Annotated in this window: 15 protein-coding genes; 5 read left to right on the top strand and 10 right to left on the bottom strand. The window is 67.5% G+C overall.

Annotation, left to right across the window (positions count from 1 at the left end):
* Positions 1-20: 20 nt before the first annotated feature.
* The 8 genes from HPA01S_RS01725 to HPA01S_RS01690 form a co-directional block, all read right to left on the bottom strand.
* The gene (locus HPA01S_RS01725; RefSeq protein ID WP_066265809.1) at positions 21-785 is read right to left on the bottom strand and encodes an ABC transporter permease; all 765 of its coding nucleotides are present in this window, start codon (positions 783-785) and stop codon (positions 21-23) included.
* Positions 782-1,630 carry an ABC transporter ATP-binding protein gene (locus tag HPA01S_RS01720; RefSeq protein WP_157084861.1) on the bottom strand — a complete coding sequence of 283 codons (849 nt, stop codon included), beginning with the start codon at positions 1,628-1,630 and terminating at the stop codon, positions 782-784. The genes HPA01S_RS01725 and HPA01S_RS01720 overlap by 4 nt, the downstream gene beginning before the upstream one ends.
* 25 nt (positions 1,631-1,655) lie before the next feature.
* Positions 1,656-2,642, bottom strand: coding sequence for an ABC transporter substrate-binding protein (locus HPA01S_RS01715; RefSeq protein WP_066265807.1), 987 nt, complete (start codon positions 2,640-2,642; stop codon positions 1,656-1,658).
* On the bottom strand, positions 2,629-3,204 hold the full coding sequence (locus tag HPA01S_RS01710; protein ID WP_066265805.1) for a VOC family protein: 576 nt from the start codon (positions 3,202-3,204) through the stop codon (positions 2,629-2,631). Before HPA01S_RS01710 ends, HPA01S_RS01715 begins: the two co-directional genes overlap by 14 nt.
* Complete coding sequence (locus tag HPA01S_RS01705) at positions 3,201-4,418, bottom strand: FAD-dependent monooxygenase (RefSeq protein ID WP_066265803.1); 1,218 nt, start codon at positions 4,416-4,418, stop codon at positions 3,201-3,203. Before HPA01S_RS01705 ends, HPA01S_RS01710 begins: the two co-directional genes overlap by 4 nt.
* A gap of 28 nt (positions 4,419-4,446) precedes the next feature.
* Positions 4,447-5,835 carry an amidase gene (locus tag HPA01S_RS01700; protein WP_066265801.1) on the bottom strand — a complete coding sequence of 463 codons (1,389 nt, stop codon included), beginning with the start codon at positions 5,833-5,835 and terminating at the stop codon, positions 4,447-4,449.
* The gene (gene atzD / locus HPA01S_RS01695; protein WP_066266198.1) at positions 5,832-6,956 is read right to left on the bottom strand and encodes a cyanuric acid amidohydrolase; all 1,125 of its coding nucleotides are present in this window, start codon (positions 6,954-6,956) and stop codon (positions 5,832-5,834) included. Before atzD ends, HPA01S_RS01700 begins: the two co-directional genes overlap by 4 nt.
* Positions 6,957-7,062: 106 nt before the next feature.
* Positions 7,063-7,968, bottom strand: coding sequence for a LysR family transcriptional regulator (locus tag HPA01S_RS01690; protein ID WP_066266196.1), 906 nt, complete (start codon positions 7,966-7,968; stop codon positions 7,063-7,065).
* Positions 7,969-8,075: 107 nt separating this feature from the next.
* On the opposite strand from HPA01S_RS01690, the gene HPA01S_RS01685 reads away from it, so the two are divergent.
* The 4 genes from HPA01S_RS01685 (at position 8,076) to HPA01S_RS01670 (ending at position 12,355) form a co-directional block, all read left to right on the top strand.
* Positions 8,076-8,300: a type II toxin-antitoxin system Phd/YefM family antitoxin gene (locus HPA01S_RS01685; RefSeq protein ID WP_066265798.1), complete on the top strand. Its 225-nt coding sequence runs from the start codon at positions 8,076-8,078 to the stop codon at positions 8,298-8,300.
* Entirely contained in the window at positions 8,297-8,719 is a 423-nt protein-coding gene (locus HPA01S_RS01680; RefSeq protein ID WP_157084860.1) for a type II toxin-antitoxin system VapC family toxin, read from the top strand. The genes HPA01S_RS01685 and HPA01S_RS01680 overlap by 4 nt, the downstream gene beginning before the upstream one ends.
* Before the next feature lie 17 nt (positions 8,720-8,736).
* On the top strand, positions 8,737-10,353 hold the full coding sequence (gene guaA / locus HPA01S_RS01675; RefSeq protein ID WP_066265792.1) for a glutamine-hydrolyzing GMP synthase: 1,617 nt from the start codon (positions 8,737-8,739) through the stop codon (positions 10,351-10,353).
* A 382-nt stretch (positions 10,354-10,735) separates the two neighbouring features.
* The gene (locus tag HPA01S_RS01670) at positions 10,736-12,355 is read left to right on the top strand and encodes an acyl-CoA synthetase (protein WP_066265791.1); all 1,620 of its coding nucleotides are present in this window, start codon (positions 10,736-10,738) and stop codon (positions 12,353-12,355) included.
* A gap of 85 nt (positions 12,356-12,440) precedes the next feature.
* Here the strand turns inward: HPA01S_RS01670 and HPA01S_RS01665 are convergent, their stop codons facing one another.
* Positions 12,441-14,183: a Na+/H+ antiporter gene (locus HPA01S_RS01665; RefSeq protein ID WP_066265789.1), complete on the bottom strand. Its 1,743-nt coding sequence runs from the start codon at positions 14,181-14,183 to the stop codon at positions 12,441-12,443.
* A 219-nt stretch (positions 14,184-14,402) separates the two neighbouring features.
* Between HPA01S_RS01665 and HPA01S_RS01660 the strand changes: the two genes are divergently transcribed.
* A complete protein-coding gene (locus HPA01S_RS01660; protein WP_066265784.1) occupies positions 14,403-14,945 on the top strand; it encodes a GNAT family N-acetyltransferase in 543 nt (180 codons plus the stop codon).
* Positions 14,946-14,969: 24 nt separating this feature from the next.
* Here the strand turns inward: HPA01S_RS01660 and pdxR are convergent, their stop codons facing one another.
* Positions 14,970-16,484 carry a MocR-like pyridoxine biosynthesis transcription factor PdxR gene (gene pdxR, locus HPA01S_RS01655; protein WP_066265782.1) on the bottom strand — a complete coding sequence of 505 codons (1,515 nt, stop codon included), beginning with the start codon at positions 16,482-16,484 and terminating at the stop codon, positions 14,970-14,972.
* Positions 16,485-16,568 lie beyond the last annotated feature (84 nt).

Genomic DNA, 16,568 nt, shown 5'->3' with positions numbered 1-16,568 from the left:
GGTGGTTTCGCGGGTAGGGGTCACTTGCCGCCCCAATGGACGAAGCGGCGTTCTGCCAGGATGAAGATCAGGTTCATGGCGTAGCCCAGTGCGCCGGCTGCAAAGATCGCGGCGTACATCTCGGGCATGTCGAACACCATTTGCGCGTTCATCACGCGCTGGCCCAGGCCGTCGGTGGAGCCAATGAACATCTCGGCCACGATGACGATCACCAGCGCGAGCGACACGCCCGAGCGCATGCCGACGAAAACCTGTGGCATGGACTCAAGCAATGTCACGTCGGTCAGGACGCGCCAGCGTGGGGCGCGCATCACGCGTGCCGCCAGCTGGCGTTGCTTGCGCGCACCCATCACGCCGTAGGCGACGTTGAAGAGAATCACCAGCGCGGCACCGAAGGCCGCTACCGCGATCTTGGTCTGTTCGCCAGCGCCAAAAATGACGAGGAACAGCGGGAACATGGCCGAGGCCGGCGTGGAGCGGAAGAAGTCAATGGCGAACTCGATGGACTCGTACAGGCGTTGGGACGCGCCCAGCACGATACCCATCGGCACGGCCACTACGAGGGCGATGGCAAACGAACTCAGGGTGCGCACGATGGTCTTGCCGAAGTCGGCGCCCAGGGTGCCTTGCGTCATGCCACTCCAGAACGCACTGGCGGCCTCTGCGGGTGAGGGCAGCAGCACGGGATCGACCGCACCGGCCGCGTGGATGAGCGCCCAGCCAGCGATCAGGATGACGACACCGAGCAGTGGGCGCAGGCGATAGAGCCAGGATGGGAGTTTCATGCGCGCACCTCCCGCTGGAACACCTCAAGGGCGCGGGTCTTGGTTTGCACAAAGGCGGGCGTGACAGTGGTGTCTGCGCTGCGCGGGCGTGGTGCGTCAAACACGAGCCGCTCGGCCACGCGCGTGGGGCGTTTGGTTAGCAGCAGCACTTCGTCGGCCAGCAGCACGGCCTCGTCCAGGTCGTGCGAGACCAGCAACGTGGTCACCGAACGTTCCTTGAGCACCTTCTGCAGCGTGCCACGCAGGAACATCACCATCTCGTAGTCCAGCGCTGAGAAGGGCTCGTCCAGAAACAGCACCTCGGGCTTGACCACGAGCGCCCGCATGATGGAGACCAACTGCTGCTGGCCGCCTGACATCTGGTAGGGGTAGCGGTTGAGGTCGAAGGAGACGTCAAAACTCTCCACCACTTGGTCCAGCATGGCCTGCCGCTCGGTTTTGGTGAGGTCGAGAAATTGCAGGGGGTAGCGGATGTTGTCGATGGCGCGCATCCACGGGAACACCGCCTCGCGGTAGTTCTGGAAGACATAGCCGATCCGGGTCTCGTGGGCCTCTTTGCCTTCGAACAGAATCTGCCCGTTGTCGTACGGCAGGATGCCCGAGATCATGTTGATCAACGTGCTCTTGCCGCAGCCATTGGGGCCGAACACCGAGGTGATCTTGCCCTTGGGGATGTCCAGGTCGAACTGGTCGTAGACGGTCACGCCGTCAAAGCGCTTGGTGAGGCCGCGCACCGTGATGTGCGTACCCACCGGGTACCAGCGGTGCGAGGTGTCGTCGTGGGCCCCGGCCGATGGGGCGGCCGAGGGAGGTGGGAATGCATCGGTCGAAGGCATGACTCGCATGGCGTGGGCTGTCCGTTGAAGGAGGTCAGAAGGTTTTGACCAGGGTTTTGGCATCGACCTTGTCCTTGATCACGCCAAATTCGACCCCGAGGTCCAGGAATTTCTGGAAGTCGGACACGTCGGCGGGGGCCAGGTCTGCGGCCATGACGATGCGTGGCAAAGGCACGGTGGCCGCGAGCTCCGGCGGCACCTTCATGCCGGCGATCAGGTAACCCCGTGTGCTGCTGTCGCTTTGCGCCTCTTTCACGCCACGTGCCCAGGCCTCGGCGAAGCGCTTGGCCACATCGGGCCGCTCGCTCACGAACTTGTCGGCCAGTACGGCACCAGCGGCGAATGCATTGGCATTCTTGTTGCCCAAAAGGTGGGTGGCAATGACACCCGTTTCCACGCGCTTGCCCACCTTCTGAGCGACGATGATCGTGGCGGCCGGCTCCAGCGTGTAGCCGCCGTCGAAGGTGCCGGCCTGCAGCACGCTGGCGTGCATGTTGATCGGCTGCTCCTGGATGGTGAAGTCGGTGCCTTCGCTCAGCCCCAGCTTCTTTAGCACGGCACGCGCGGCACCGATGTTGGCCGGGCCGGGGGCCGAGAACAGCTTGGTGCCGCCCTTGAAGTCCTTGAGCGATTTGGCAGGGTGGCTGGCCTTGACGACGAACTGTTCGATCACGTGGGCGCTGTTCTGGCCGTTGAGCGAGATGTACTTGAGCGTCTTGGCACGGCGCGATTCCATGTTGGCGCCTTCAAGCGTCACCAGATTGACCGCGCCATCGATGTTGCCGGCGACGATGGCCTGTACCGTCAACGGGTGGCTGGTCATGGGCACTTCTTCCACTTCGAGCCCGGCGGCCTTGAAGTAGCCCCGGTTCTGAGCGATGTAGAACGGCAGCGCGGCGCTGGAGGGGAACACGCCAATGCGCACGCGGTCGGCGGCCTGCGCGTTCGGCAGCAGCGCGGTGCTCAGGGTCAGGGCTGCCAGGGCTTTGGCGGCGAGAGAAAGAAATTCAGCGCGTTGCATGGCGGGTTTCTCCGTGAAGTGACAAAAGGGTTTGCCGGGGGTAGAGCGGCGGTTGGAAGAACGAGTGGCCGGCGCGGTAGACGCGGTCCTCGGACATGTCGGGAGGCGCCCCGGTTTCGGCCGCCCCTTCGAACGTGAGCTCGAGCTGCACACCGCTCGGGTCGTAGACGAACAGCTGCCACAGCGTGGTGCCGGGCACGAGGAACTCGCGCCATGCCAGGCCGGCCGCGGCAAACCGCGCGCGGTAGGCGTGATAGCCCACGCAGGCGAGCGAGATGTGATCGATGGCGGCAGTGCCGCTGGGCACGAGGTCCTCCCCGGCCAGCGCCGGTCCGCCGGCGTAGACGTGCACGATGGCCGCGCCCCCGGGTTGCGGACAGGCCAGCCAGGCACCGGGGTAGCCAAAATCGGGCCGTGCGACCTCGCGCAATCCGATCACGCCGCACCAGAAGGCGCGCGTGAGGACCAGATCGCTGGTCTTGATGGCGAGGTGAAACAGGCCCAGCGTGAGTGCGCCGTCACCATAAGGTGTTGTGGACTGCAACGGAGCGTGGAGGGTCATGACGGCTGGCCCAGAGCGACGTCGCGGAACAGGCGCGTGAGGTCGTTGATGAAGGGGGCCTCGGTTTTCCATTGCGCGCCAGCCACCGGGTCGGCGCCGTGCAGCATGGTGTCGGTGGCGCGCACCGAGAGTTCCATGGCGAAGCGAATGCGCTCGCGCCGGGCGATCTCGATCGAGTCCAGCCACTGGCGAACCTCGTTCTGGCCGGCGCGCACCGCGGCTTCGATCAACATGGCCGCGCAGCTTGCGTCTTCCATCGCCTGCGTGGCGCCCTGGCCCAGCGTGGGGGCCATGCCGTGGGCGCTGTCGCCCAGGTAGAGCACCTGCCGAACCGGCTCCGCGAAGCGCACGTCCGATTCCTGCATGCGCGCCCAGTGCGCGTGGGCGGATTGTTCGCACATGGCATCCACCAGCCAGCGCACAGCGGGCGAAGCCTCACGGCCTTCGGGCAAAAAGGCCCGGCGCATGCCCTCGGGCGTTTTCCACTCGTCCGGAATGGCTGTGCCGGACTCGATGGGGTAGGTGCCGGCGATGTAGATGTGATCCGGCGGCACACGAAAGGCCAGCAGGCGGTGGTGGCGGTTGAACCACTGCTCGTAGTCGTCTACCAGGCCGTTGCTGCGGTCTTGCACCAGCACCCGCAGAATCGCGACCCCCACATGCCGCGCCTCGGGCAGGCCGGAGAAGGCGGCGCGGGTGGCCGAGTAACGTCCGTCGGTGCCGATCAGCAGGTCGACGCCGTCGATCGCGTGCGGCATGCCGTTTTCGGTCCAGCTCACCCGGGTGCGGAGAGCGTCGGCCGGGTCCGGCCCGATGGACGTGACCTCGCAGCCATAGCGGATGGCCGGACCCGCGCCGCTGCGCAGGATGCGGTAGAGCTCCGACCAGCGGATGCGGATGCGGATGCCGGCGTTGTCGGCCACGCGCGCCAGTGGCAGGTCGAAGAGCACCGTGCCGTCGGCCAGCGACGTGCGCCACCGCGCCCAGGGCAGGCTCTGCCGGATGACTTCGTCTGCCAGCGACGGGTCGCAGGCGCGCAGGGCCTTGATGGCGTTGGGGCCCACGTTCAGGCCGGTGCCGGCCTCGCTGTGGTCGTCCGGCGCCACGCGTTCCAGGCAGGTGACCGACAGGCCAGGCAGGGCGGAGAGGCGCCGCGCCAGGATGGCACCGGCCACGCCGGCGCCGACGATGACGATTTTTCGAGAAGTGGACATGGTCAGGGGTTACTCCAGATAAGCAGGATCAGGGCCACAGTGGCCATTCGGTTGTGGAGCCGCCGGCTTGCTCCCACTCCAGGGCCAGGGCAAGCAGCAGCGCGTCGCTCTCGACCGGCCCCACCAGTTGCACCCCCACAGGCAGGTGCCCGGCGAGGCCGGCGGGCAGGGCCAGGGCGGGCAGACCGGAGGCGTTGGCGAAGGCGGTGAACACGGCATGGCCGCGCCCGTCCACCGGCTGCGCGGCGATGACAGGTGGGTGGCTCTCCGCGGCAGGCCAGGGCAAGGCGGCCGAGCAAGGTGTGAGCACGAGGTCGTGCGCGCTGAAGACGCCGGCCAGCGTGCGCACCAGGCGGCGCACCACAGCCTGGGCCTCGAACAGATCGGTGGCGCGCCACGCCTGGCCGGCGGACCACATGGCGGCCAGCGCGGGCGAAAGTTCGCCGGCTGCTCGCGGGTGGTCGCGCAGCACGTGGGCCAGGCCCGTGGTGCTGATGACGGGCCAGGCCTGCTGGTTGAAGGCCTGGATGGTGGCCGGCGCGTCTGCCTCTTCCACGGCATGGCCGAGTGCGCGCAGCCGTTGCGCAGCGTCATCGCAGCGCGCCAGCACATCGGCGTCCACCGGTGAACCGGCAATGTGGCGCCAATAGGCGATGCGCTGACGCCGAGGTGGTACACCGGCCGCGTGCCAGGTGCCCGCAGAGCCGATCACGTCCATGGCCAGCGGCAGGTCGCGCGCACGCCGGGTGACCGCGCCGATGACTTCCATGCCGGGCAGCACCTCGGGCAGGCCATGTTCGCGCGGTACCACATCCCACCCGGGTTTGAATCCGTACAGGCCGGTGTGCCCGGCCGGGCGGCGGATCGAGCCACCGCCGTCAGTGGCCAGCGCGAGCACGCCCACGCCTGCGGCCAGCGCGGCCACCGCGCCACCGCTGGAGCCACCGGGCGTGAGCGCCGGGTCCCACGGATTGCGGGTGACACCGGTGACGGGGCTGCCGGTGTATCCCTGCAGGGTGAATTCGGGCACTGCCGTCTTGCCCAGGAACACGGCACCGGCCGCACGCAGCCGGGCCACGGGGGATTCGTCCGCCTCGGGCAGGTGGTCTTGCCACAGCCGGCTGCCCCAGCGGCAAGGCAGGCCAGCCAGGGGGATGTTGTCCTTCACGGTGACGGGCACGCCGTCCAACGCCGAGAGCGGCCGCCCCTGGTGCCAGCGCTTGGTGCTGGCTTCGGCCGCACGGCGCGCGCCATCGGCGTCGAGCCATGCCAGGGCGTTGATCACCGGCTGCACCATAGCGAGGCGTGTCAGGTGCGCGTCCAGCACGGCCAGCGGGGTGGTTGCCGCGGTGCGGTATGCCTCACCCAGGTCGCAGGCATCGAGTTGCCACAACGGTGCGCGCGTGGCCGTGTTCATGCGACCTCCGCGATCACCGCCACCAGCCCGCCACCGTCGGGGCCCTGGTGCTCAGCGCCACCCGAGACGAACACGCGTCCATCGCCCAGGGCACCCGCCACCAGGCCACCCACCGCCGCGCGGATGTGGCGCTGGGCGTTGATGTCGGTGTCGTCCAGCATGGTGTGGCGCGCGCCGCGCACGTCGCCCCGGCGGTCGGGCTCGCACTTGACGAGTGCGGCAGCCACACGGGCGCGTTCCGGTGCACCGAGCTGGGGCTCGGCACGCAGACCCAGCCGCGCCAGAGCGCGGGTGATGGCGGGCAGGTCCAATGCGTCGGCCATGGGTTCGCAAGCCATGCGCAGCGGGCCGCGCCAGCCGGCGCTGTGGCCCAGCAACACGATTTCATTGGCTTGCACTTCCACGCCGGTGGAGACACCCGCGCGGCCACACCAGAGGTCGAAACGTGTCAGCAACCCGGCCTCCAGCGCCGGGTCGTCGGCCATCTCGCCCAGCGCCAGCGCCACCCCAAAGGCGCCCGCCGCCCGCGACAAGGCCATGGAGCGGTTCGGGTCGGCGCTGGCGACTTGCTGGCCGGCCGCCAGCGCCGCGGCGGCACGGGCGGCGGTCACGCACGGACCTTTGACCTGCACGAAGCACACGTCGGCCGGGTCGTCGATCCCGGCATCGGCCATGGCATGGCGCACCGCATCGGCCACGGCGCGCACCTGCGCCCAGCGGCCGATCATGGCCGCCGGCGTGGGTGGGCTGAAGGCGCGGCCGATGGCCAGCGCCGGGCCGGCTGGTGCATCGTGGGCCGCAGCGGTGCGCACGAACACGCTGTAGTGCGGCGAAAGCACGCCCTCGGTGCCGCCCGAGAGCACACAGGGCAGTTCGGCCTGCAGCTCGGCGGGCGCGCGGCCCAGGCGCTCACCCAGCAGGTGCATCAGGCTCTGGGTGAAGTAGCCGCGCGTGAAGTCGTTGACGCCGCCATTTCCCTCGGTCTTGCCGATCACCGCCACCACGTCGTCGGCGCGCACGCGCCCGTCGTCCAGCAAGGCGGCGAGGGCCGACAGGTCGCCAGGGTGGGCCATCGACAGGCGGAACACCTGGAGTTGCCGGGGGGACATCGAGCGGTTCATGCAGCGCAGTATCTGGAACACCAGTGCTGCGCGGAAGCTCAATGTTTCGCTCAGGGTGAGCGAGAAATGTGTGCAGTGGGGCCGTCAACCGGCGTCGAAAGCGGCCTCAGGGCGTGATCTCGGCCAGACGGCCCACCAACAATTCCACGAACGAGAGTGTGGCGCTGGGCAGGCGGCGGCCCTCGCGCACCGCCAGCACCAGCTCGCTGCGGCCGAGTGCGGCATCCACCAGTGGAATCGACACCAGCTCGCCCCGGCGCTTTTCCTGCAGGGTACCGATCTCGAACTGGAAACTGATGGCGCCGGTCTGCCGTGTGAACTCCTTGAGCAGCTGCACCGTGCTGGCTTCGATCATCGGGCGCATGGCGATGCGCGAACGCGCCATCACGGCGTCGAGCAGGCGACGGCTCCCGAACGATTGGTCGCCCAGCGCCACCGCGTAGGGCTGGCACTCGGCCAGGCGCAGGCTGGAGCGTCCGGCCAGCGGGTGGTCGGGGCGCACCATGGCGCACAGCGGCTGGTGCAGGCGGCTGATGACTTGCAGGTCGTCGCTCGGTGCCGGATCGTGCACCAGCACCAACTCGACGTCGTCTTGGCCCAGCAGCTGCACGAGATGGTGGGTGACGCCCGAAGCCACCTGGAACTGCACGCCCGGGTGCTGGGCCTGATACTGCGCCACGGCGCTGGGCACCAGATCGGTGACCACCGATTCGGCGCAACCCAGGCGCACGGTGCCGCGCACCAGGCCGCGCAATTGCTCGATTTGCGACTGTGCCGAGCGCAGGTCGGAGAGCGAACGCCGCACGGTGTGCACCAGCACCTCGCCCGCCGCCGTCAGGCGCACGCCGCGCGGCAGACGCTCGAACAGCGGCGTGCCCGCTTGCTCCTCCAGCTCCAGGATCATGCGGTTGAGCGCGGTGGAGGCAACGTGCAGCTTCTCGGCCGCCTTGCGGATGGAACCGGCGCGGGCCACGGCATCGAGGTACAGGTAGGCGCGTGGAGGGTGGAGCATGGTGTGGCGTTGCACCGGGGGTTGCAAATTCTGGACCAGAAGTATTGGGTCCAAAACAGAGTGGATCTGGCACAATACCCGGTTTTCCCGGCGCCACTCCATTGTCCATGTTGTCCGTCCCCATCCACCAGGCCAAGGGCCAGCTGTCCGAGCTGATTCGCGCGGCCGAGCAGGGGGAGCAGGTCGTGCTCACGCGGCACGGCAAGCCTGTGGTGCGGCTGGTGGCCGAGGTGGCCGACGTGGACGAGGCCGAACGCGAGCGCGTGGCGGCCCAGGCGCTGATAGAGCTCCGGTCCTTTCGCGCGGCCTGGTCTGCAGAGGAACCGCGGTGAGGCCCTGGGTGATCGATGCCTCGGTGGCGCTGGCCTGGTTGATCCCCGAGCAGCAGAGCGCGCGCGCCGACCACCACTACAGCCAGGCGCGCAGCCGCGCCGGCCAGTACCATGCCTCCAGCCTGTGGCACTGGCAACTCGGCGAGTCGCTGCTGATGGCTTGCCGCAGCGGCCGGCTGCCGCGCGCCCATTACGAACGTGGCTTGGAGCTCGTGGCCCAGGCCCAGGTCGATATCGACCCGCCCCTGAGCCTGCATCGGCGCAGCCAGGTGCTGCGGCTGGCCGAGTCTCACCACATCAGTTATTTCGACGCCGCCTACCTCGAACTCGTCGTGCGCTTCAACGGCACGCTGGTTTCGCGCCAGGCCGCGCTGCTGCAGGCTGCCAAAGCCTGTGGCATTGCCACCGACACCTTTTGAAAACCCCGGAACCCGCCATGCAACACCAGAAAATCCTCATCCTCGATTTCGGCTCCCAGGTCACCCAGCTCATCGCACGCCGCGTGCGCGAAGCCCATGTGTATTGCGAGGTGCATCCTTGTGACGTGAGCGACGAGTGGGTGCGCGAGTTCGCCGCCGATGGGCAGCTCAAGGGCGTCATCCTCTCCGGCAGCCACGCCAGCGTGTACGAGGTGGACGACAAGGCGCCCGACGCGGTGTTCCAGCTCGGCGTGCCGGTGCTGGGCATCTGCTACGGCATGCAGACCATGGCGCAGCAGCTGGGTGGCAAGGTCGAAGGCTCCAACACGCGCGAATTCGGCTACGCCGAGGTGCGTGCGCGTGGCCACACCGCGCTGCTCAAGGACATTGCCGACTTCACCACGGCCGAGGGCCATGGCATGTTGAAGGTCTGGATGAGCCACGGCGACAAGGTCACCGAACTGCCGCCCGGCTTCAAGCTCATGGCCAGCACCGATTCCTGCCCCATTGCCGGCATGGCCGACGAAGAGCGTTGCTTCTACGGCGTGCAGTTCCATCCCGAAGTCACGCACACGGTGCAGGGCCGCGCGCTGCTCGACCGCTTCGTGCTCGACATCTGCGCCACCCGCGCGGACTGGGTGATGCGCGACCACATCGAAGAAGCGGTGCAGAAGATCCGTGAGCAGGTGGGTGACGAAGAGGTCATCCTGGGCCTCTCCGGCGGGGTCGACTCGTCGGTGGCCGCGGCCCTAATCCACCGCGCCATTGGCGACCAGCTCACCTGCGTCTTCGTCGACCACGGCCTGCTGCGCCTGAACGAGGGCGACATGGTGATGGACATGTTCGTTGGCAAGCTGCATGCCAAGGTGATCCGCGTCGACGCCGCCGACCAGTTCCTCGGCCACCTGGCCGGCGTGAGCGAGCCGGAGGCCAAACGCAAGATCATCGGCCGCGAGTTTGTCGAAGTCTTCAAGGCAGAAGCCGCCAAGCTCATTTCGAGCGGTGCCTCGACGAAGGGCGCCAAGTGGCTGGCGCAGGGCACGATCTACCCCGACGTGATCGAGTCGGGCGGCGCCAAGAGCAAGAAGGCCGTGACCATCAAGAGCCACCACAACGTGGGCGGTTTGCCCGAGCAGCTGGGCCTGAAGCTGCTGGAGCCGCTGCGCGACCTGTTCAAGGACGAGGTGCGCGAACTGGGCGTGGCCCTGGGCCTGCCGCACGACATGGTTTACCGCCACCCCTTCCCGGGACCGGGCCTGGGTGTGCGCATCCTCGGCGAAGTGAAGAAGGAGTACGCCGACCTGCTGCGCCGCGCCGATGCGATCTTCATCGAAGAGCTGCGCAACTTCCGCGACGAAGCCAGCGGCAAGACCTGGTACGACCTGACCAGCCAGGCCTTCACCGTGTTCCTGCCGGTGAAGAGCGTGGGCGTGATGGGCGACGGCCGCACCTACGACTACGTGGTGGCACTGCGCGCCGTGCAGACCAGCGACTTCATGACCGCCGACTGGGCCGAGCTGCCGTACGCGCTGCTCAAGAAGGTGTCGGGCCGCATCATCAACGAAGTGCGCGGCATCAACCGCGTGACCTACGACGTGAGCTCCAAGCCACCAGCCACCATCGAGTGGGAATGACATCGGCGGCAACGGGTTGATCGTCATCGATCGACCCGCGTCGCAGCACCGCGAAGGGCCTTGGTGGGTGAGCTGCCGCACCGAGCACCTGCCGGCCCGAAGCACCTGCTGTTTGCCGTAGGGTGCCGGCGCAGAAGCGCAATTCGCATGGCGAACTGGCCCGGACCTTGTTCTACGACAAGGTATCGCCCGGGCGTTCACCGATATGATTTCCTCTGGCGCTGGAACAGAGACGCTGAGCCGCCTCTCTGTCTGGCCTGAATTCAGGGGTCGTGCCACGCCTGGTCGAGCGGAACGTGATCCCATCCATTCAACACAAACTCCGCGTGCGCACAGCGCAAGGAGTCGGGGGAGATCCAGAGTGAACGAGAATCCTTACTCCATGGGGTTGGCGAAGAATGCGGCCAACTTTGTTGCGTTGTCGCCGGTCAGCTTCCTCGAGCGTGCCGCACGTGTGCACCCGCAAAGGGCCGCGCTGGTCTATGGGGACCTTCGCCAGAGCTGGGCAGACACCTACGAGCGCTGCCGGCGTTTTGCCGCTGCGCTGAGCGCACGAGGCATTGGCCCCGGCGACACCGTGGCGGTGATGCTGCCCAACACGCCGGCCATGTTCGAAGCGCACTTTGGTGTGCCCATGAACGGCGCCGTGCTGAACACACTCAACACCCGGCTCGATGCGCCTGCCATCGCCTTCATGCTGCAGCACGGCGAGGCCAAGGTGCTGCTCATGGACCGCGAGTTTTCGGCGGTCATCGCGCAGGCGCTGTCGATCATGGAAGGCCCGCGGCCCACCGTGATCGAGGTGGAAGACGAGACCGCGCCACCAGGCCAGCCTCTCGGTGACCTGGACTACGAGAGCTTTCTGGCTGGTGGCGACCCGAGCCTGCCGTGGCACCTGCCCAGCGACGAATGGGATGCCATCGCGCTCAACTACACCTCGGGCACCACCGGCAACCCGAAAGGCGTGGTGACCCACCACCGGGGCGCATACCTGAACGCTGCGAGCAACGCGATTGCGTGGAACCTCGGAGACGGCGCGGTCTACTTGTGGACGCTGCCGATGTTCCATTGCAACGGCTGGTGTTTCCCCTGGACCCTGGCGCTCGTGGCCGGCACCAGCGTCTGCCAGCGCCGCGTCGAAGCAGCCCAGATCTATGCGCTGATCCGCGAACACCACGTGACGCACCTGTGCGGCGCCCCGATCGTCTACAGCATGTTGATCAACGCGCCGGCGCAACTGCGCGAGGGCATTCACCACCCCATTCGTGGACTGGTGGCCGGCGCGGCACCACCGGCCGCGGTCATGGAAGGCTGCGAGACCGCTGGCATTGAGCTGACCCACGTCTACGGACTCACGGAGGTGTATGGCCCGTCGGCGATCTGCACCAAAAAGCCGGAGTGGGCGGCGCTTGCCGGTGACGAACGTGCGCGCCTCAATGGCCGCCAGGGTGTGCCTTACCCGCTCCAGCAAGACGTGAGGGTGCTGGACCCTTTGACGTTCGAGCCGGTACCAGCCGATGGTGAAACCATCGGCGAGATCGTCTTTCGCGGCAACGTGGTGATGAAGGGTTACCTGAAGAACCCGGAAGCCACCGAAGAGGCTTTTGCCGGCGGCTGGTTCCACACCGGAGACCTCGGTGTGCTGCACCCCGACGGTTACGTGAAGATCAAGGACCGGAGCAAGGACGTGATCATTTCGGGCGGCGAGAACATCTCGTCCATCGAGGTGGAAGACACGCTGCACCACCACCCCGCCGTGCTGAGCGCCGCGGTGGTGGCTCAGCCAGACCCGAAGTGGGGCGAAGTGCCTTGCGCCTTCGTCGAGTTGAAAGCGGGCCAGACGGTTTCCGAAGAGGAGCTGATCGAGTTTTGCCGCTCGCGGCTGGCGCGATTCAAGGCGCCGAAACGCATTGTGTTTGGCGAGCTGCCGAAAACCTCTACCGGCAAGATCCAGAAGTTTGCGCTGCGCGAACGCACGCGCGCTGCCAGCGCGATCGAGTGAGACTCGCCACGCTGCGCGTGCCAGCCCCCTGAGCAGGCGCATCGTCGCACCCGCTTGCTCGGCAGGACGCAGCGCCTGTGCCTTCTCACTCTGTGTTTTGAGGGTCCTTCTCGGGCATCGGCATCGGGTCCGGCGCCAGGGTGCGGCGCGCAACCTCCAGCCGCTTGCGCAATGAGATCTCTGACAGGTCGAGCTCGGCAACGAGGCTGCGCAAGGACTCGTCGTTGATGCGGTGTGCATGCCGTTCTGCATACAGTGCATCGCGTTCGACGTGCAGGGATTTGAGCCGCAGTTCCAGTTCCACCACATAGCGCTGGCGCCGCTGAAGAACAGCATCGGGCGCATCGGTGTGCGCCTCGGCCGTTGCCAGCTGTGAGGGTTCTTCGAGCAGATCGATGCGCCGGCGGTACTCCTGTGTGAGCCGTCCGGCGGACTCCTGGTACTGCGCGAGCCACAGCGGGTCGGCCGCCTCCGCCTGTTCCTTGACCAGCGCCATGGCGGCTATGGCCGCCTTGCAGGCCACGAGCCGGGCATGGCGTTCTTCGTGTGCCGATTCGGGTTCACCGGGCGGTGGCATGCGGCGCAAGACCAGTGGCAGGCCCACACTGCCAATCACCAGCGTGAACAGGATGGTGCCAGTGGCCAGGAAGATGAGCAGGTCGCGGCTGGGGAAGGGCTGGCCGTTGTGGAGCAGCAGCGGCACCGAGAGGGCGCCTGCCAGCGTCACCGCGCCGCGAATGCCCGCCAGCGTGGTGGCCAGGGTCAGCAGGTGCGAGGGCTTCTCGGCCATCTTGCCCTCCCGGTGGGCCTTCCAGAGGCTGCCCTGGACACCCAGCGTGAGCCAGATCCAGCGCAGCGCCAGAAGCGCCGTGGAAATCGCCAGGGCGTAGCCTGCCAGCATCCACCAGCGGTGGCCGGCTTCCTGCAGTGTCACGCCGATGATGGATGGCAGTTGCAGGCCCAGCAGCAGGAAGATGGCGCCGTTGAAGCCCGACTCCACCATGGCCCAGGTGCCTTCGGTCTGCAGGCGTTCGGCCACGAATTCGCTGCGGCTGAGGTCTGCGAAGTTGGTCGTGATGCCCGCGGCCACGGCGGCCAGGATGCCCGAGACGCCGATGCGCTCGCCCACGATGTAGGCCGCGAAGGGCAGCAGCACGAGCAGCAGCACCATCTGCGTGGCCGCCACGTCGCCGAGGCGGCGTGTCACCGTGTCGCGCGCAACGGCAAAGCCCCAGCCGATGAGCGCACCGGCACCGAGCCCACCCAAGGCCATCCACATGAAGTCCTTGGCGACGTCGGTCCAGGAGAACAGGCCGGTGAGCGTGGCCGCCACCGCAAACTTCAGCGCCACCAGGCCCGAGGCGTCGTTCAACAGCGACTCGCCTTCCAGCACATGCATGGTCTGGGCGGGCATGCCCAGGTTGCGCGTGATGGCGGACACGGCCACCGCATCGGTTGGCGACACCACGGCGGCCAGTGCGAAGGCCACCGTCAGCGGAATCTCTGGAATCAGCCAGTGGATGAGGTAACCCAGGCCGATCACGGTGAACAGCACCAGGCCGAGCGCCAGTTTCAGGATGGGTTTGTAGAGCGCGAAGAACTCGCGTTTCGGAATGCGCCAGCCATCGGCGAACAGCAGCGGCGGAATGAACAGGAGCAGGAACAACTCCGGATCGAAGGCGATGTGCAGGCCCTTCTGGGGCCAGGACAACAAGGCCCCGAGCACGATCTGGATCAGGGGGAGGGGGATGGCCCGGACGTAGCGGGCGGCGATGCCGGTCAGCGCGCCCAGCATCAGGACCAAGAGGACAGTTTCAACGGTGTGCATGGGCGTAGGAGGGAAGCACTCTGGCGCAAATTGAAGCACGAAAGTTGCAAGGTGGATTATCGGGAACGTGCATGACACCGCCGCAGTGGCAAGCATGGCCCGACGGGCTTGCGTGGGCGAGGCGGCGCAGAGACCGTGCATGCCCTATCCTGCCCACCCTGCCGTGGCCGTCCTCGATCTGGAACGGCTGCCGCTTGGACCAACCGAGCAAAGAGAAAAATGGAAACCCTGGATACCCCCCGCCTCGTGCTGAGGCGGTTCACGCAGGCCGATGCGGCGGATCTGTTCGAGTACCTGCACCAGCCGGGGGCGAGCTGCTTTCTGTCGCTCGCGCTCGCCAGCATGGCCGATGCCGAGCGCGAAGCGGCGGAGCGAAGCACAACCGACAACAGCATTGCGGTGTGCTTGCGCGCCTCCGGCAAGCTCATCGGGGATCTGTTCGCCGAGCCGGAGGGCGACACCTTTTCGGTGGGCTGGAACTTCCACCCGGGCTTTGGTGGGCAGGGCTACGCGCATGAAGCGGCTGAGGCGCTGCTCACGCACCTGTTCACCGAGCGGGCGGCGCGCCGGCTGTATGCCTACGTGGAAGACACCAACACATCTTCGCAGCGGCTGTGCGAAAAGCTCGGCATGCGGCAGGAGGGATTTTTCAAGGAGTTCGTCTCGTTCCGCAACGACGACGATGGCGTGCCGGTCTACGAGAACACCATGCAGTACGCGCTGCTGCGGCGCGAGTGGTTGGCCCGCGCCGCGGCAGCTTGATGCGGCGAGCGCGCCGCCGGCGCATCAGCGGCACAGCGCACGCAGCACATCCGCCAGCTTTCTGACGGCAACTTCCAGTTCGTGGGGCGCGTGGGCGGCGAAGCCCATGAGGAAACCGGCCCTGGCTTGGCCCGGAGCAGGGCGGCTCGACGCATGCAATGCCGTCAGACCCAGCAGGTCGATGCCGGCCCGCCGCGCCGATTCCACCGCCTCGTGTTCGGGGATGTCGCGGATGAACACGCACGGCATCTGCATGCCGCCGGTGGGCACCCGAGGTTCCACGAAGTCGGCCAGGTGCTGGCGCACCAGCCGTGCCAGCACGTCGCGGCGTTCGGCGTAGACGGCCCGCATGGTGCGCACGTGGGCGCCGAAGTGGCCGCCTTCGATGAAGCGCGCCAGGGTGAGCTGTGGAATCGGCGCGCTGTGGCCGTCCAGGAGGGTTCGCGCCACGGTCATGGGCGCCACCAGTGCCTCCGGCAGCACCATGTAGCCGATGCGCAGGCCGGGGAACAGCGATTTGGTGAAGGTGCCGATGTAGATCGTGCGCTCGTGCGGATCGAGCCCCTGCACGCAGGCGGTGGGCTTGCCGGCGTAGTGGAACTCGCTGTCGTAGTCGTCCTCGATGATCCAGCCCTGGTGCTGGCGGGCCCATTCGATGACGGCCAGGCGCCGGTCCAGCGCCAGCGTGGCCCCGCTGGGGAACTGGTGCGAGGGCGTCAGGAACACCACCCGCGCCGCCTCGCCGGGCACCTGTGCGGCCGCCAGCAGGTGATCGACCTGCATGCCGTCGGCGTCCAGTGGCACCGGCACACAGGCCAGTCCGGCGGCGTCGAAAGCCTTGCGCGCGCCGTGGTAAACGGGGTCTTCGATGAAGATGCGCTCGCCGGCGTCGAGCAGCACGGTGGCGCAGAGGGTCAGGGCCTGTTGGGAACTGGTCAGCACCAGCACCCGTTCGGGCGTGGCACGAGCGCCGCGTTCGAGGTTGATGTAGTCGGCAATGGCGCGCCGCAAGGGTGCCATGCCTTGCGGCGGGCTGTGCAGCAGCGCCAGGGTGCCGTGCTCCTTGAGCACCTGGCGCTGCAGGCGCTCCCAGGTTGGCAGCGGAAAGCTGCGCGTCTCCGGCACGCCCGGTGCGAAGGGGCGCGGCATGAGGAAGTCGCGCACGCCGCCGCCCTGGAGCATGGCGTGGCCGCGCTGGCTCAGGCTCGGCGCCGCCAGGCGGCCCACGGCCGTGCGCTGCGGTTTGCCGCGCCCGGGCAGCCGCTGGGCCTGCGCCGAGACGAAGCTGCCGCTGCCCACCCGCCGCTCGATGAAGCCTTCGGCGTGCAACTGGCTGTAGGCCGACTCCACCGTGTCGCGGGACACCCCGAGCGACTTCGCCAGCGCGCGTGAGGCGGGCAAGGGGCGGCCCCGGTCGAGCGTGCCGTCCAGGATCAGCTGGCGAATCGCCCGCTGCAGGCGCGCATGCAGCGGCCAGGCGCCGTGCGCGGGGTCGCCGATCCAGGCTTTGACGGATTCAAGTTGGGCGTGCTTGAACAATTGGTCTGTACTTATTCAATAAAGTGGTGGGACTAAACATGCCATTTGAAGTCTATCGTTTCATGGTCCCTCCATCCCTCTGCC

Source organism: Hydrogenophaga palleronii NBRC 102513 (assembly GCF_001571225.1).
Taxonomy (GTDB): Bacteria; Pseudomonadota; Gammaproteobacteria; order Burkholderiales; family Burkholderiaceae_C; genus Hydrogenophaga; species Hydrogenophaga palleronii.
The sequence above is the reverse complement of the archived record's forward strand: the minus strand, read 5'-3'. Positions and strand labels throughout refer to the sequence as shown.

Coding starts and splice junctions, on each gene's coding strand:
- HPA01S_RS01685 (WP_066265798.1), top strand. CDS start 8,076: ATGTTGTCCGTCCCCATCCACCAGGCCAAGGGCCAGCTGTCCGAGCTG.
- HPA01S_RS01715 (WP_066265807.1), bottom strand. CDS start 2,642: ATGCAACGCGCTGAATTTCTTTCTCTCGCCGCCAAAGCCCTGGCAGCC.
- HPA01S_RS01660 (WP_066265784.1), top strand. CDS start 14,403: ATGGAAACCCTGGATACCCCCCGCCTCGTGCTGAGGCGGTTCACGCAG.
- HPA01S_RS01665 (WP_066265789.1), bottom strand. CDS start 14,183: ATGCACACCGTTGAAACTGTCCTCTTGGTCCTGATGCTGGGCGCGCTG.
- HPA01S_RS01725 (WP_066265809.1), bottom strand. CDS start 785: ATGAAACTCCCATCCTGGCTCTATCGCCTGCGCCCACTGCTCGGTGTC.
- HPA01S_RS01690 (WP_066266196.1), bottom strand. CDS start 7,968: ATGCTCCACCCTCCACGCGCCTACCTGTACCTCGATGCCGTGGCCCGC.
- HPA01S_RS01670 (WP_066265791.1), top strand. CDS start 10,736: ATGGGGTTGGCGAAGAATGCGGCCAACTTTGTTGCGTTGTCGCCGGTC.
- HPA01S_RS01710 (WP_066265805.1), bottom strand. CDS start 3,204: ATGACCCTCCACGCTCCGTTGCAGTCCACAACACCTTATGGTGACGGC.
- atzD (WP_066266198.1), bottom strand. CDS start 6,956: ATGAACCGCTCGATGTCCCCCCGGCAACTCCAGGTGTTCCGCCTGTCG.
- HPA01S_RS01705 (WP_066265803.1), bottom strand. CDS start 4,418: ATGTCCACTTCTCGAAAAATCGTCATCGTCGGCGCCGGCGTGGCCGGT.
- guaA (WP_066265792.1), top strand. CDS start 8,737: ATGCAACACCAGAAAATCCTCATCCTCGATTTCGGCTCCCAGGTCACC.
- HPA01S_RS01700 (WP_066265801.1), bottom strand. CDS start 5,835: ATGAACACGGCCACGCGCGCACCGTTGTGGCAACTCGATGCCTGCGAC.
- HPA01S_RS01720 (WP_157084861.1), bottom strand. CDS start 1,630: ATGCGAGTCATGCCTTCGACCGATGCATTCCCACCTCCCTCGGCCGCC.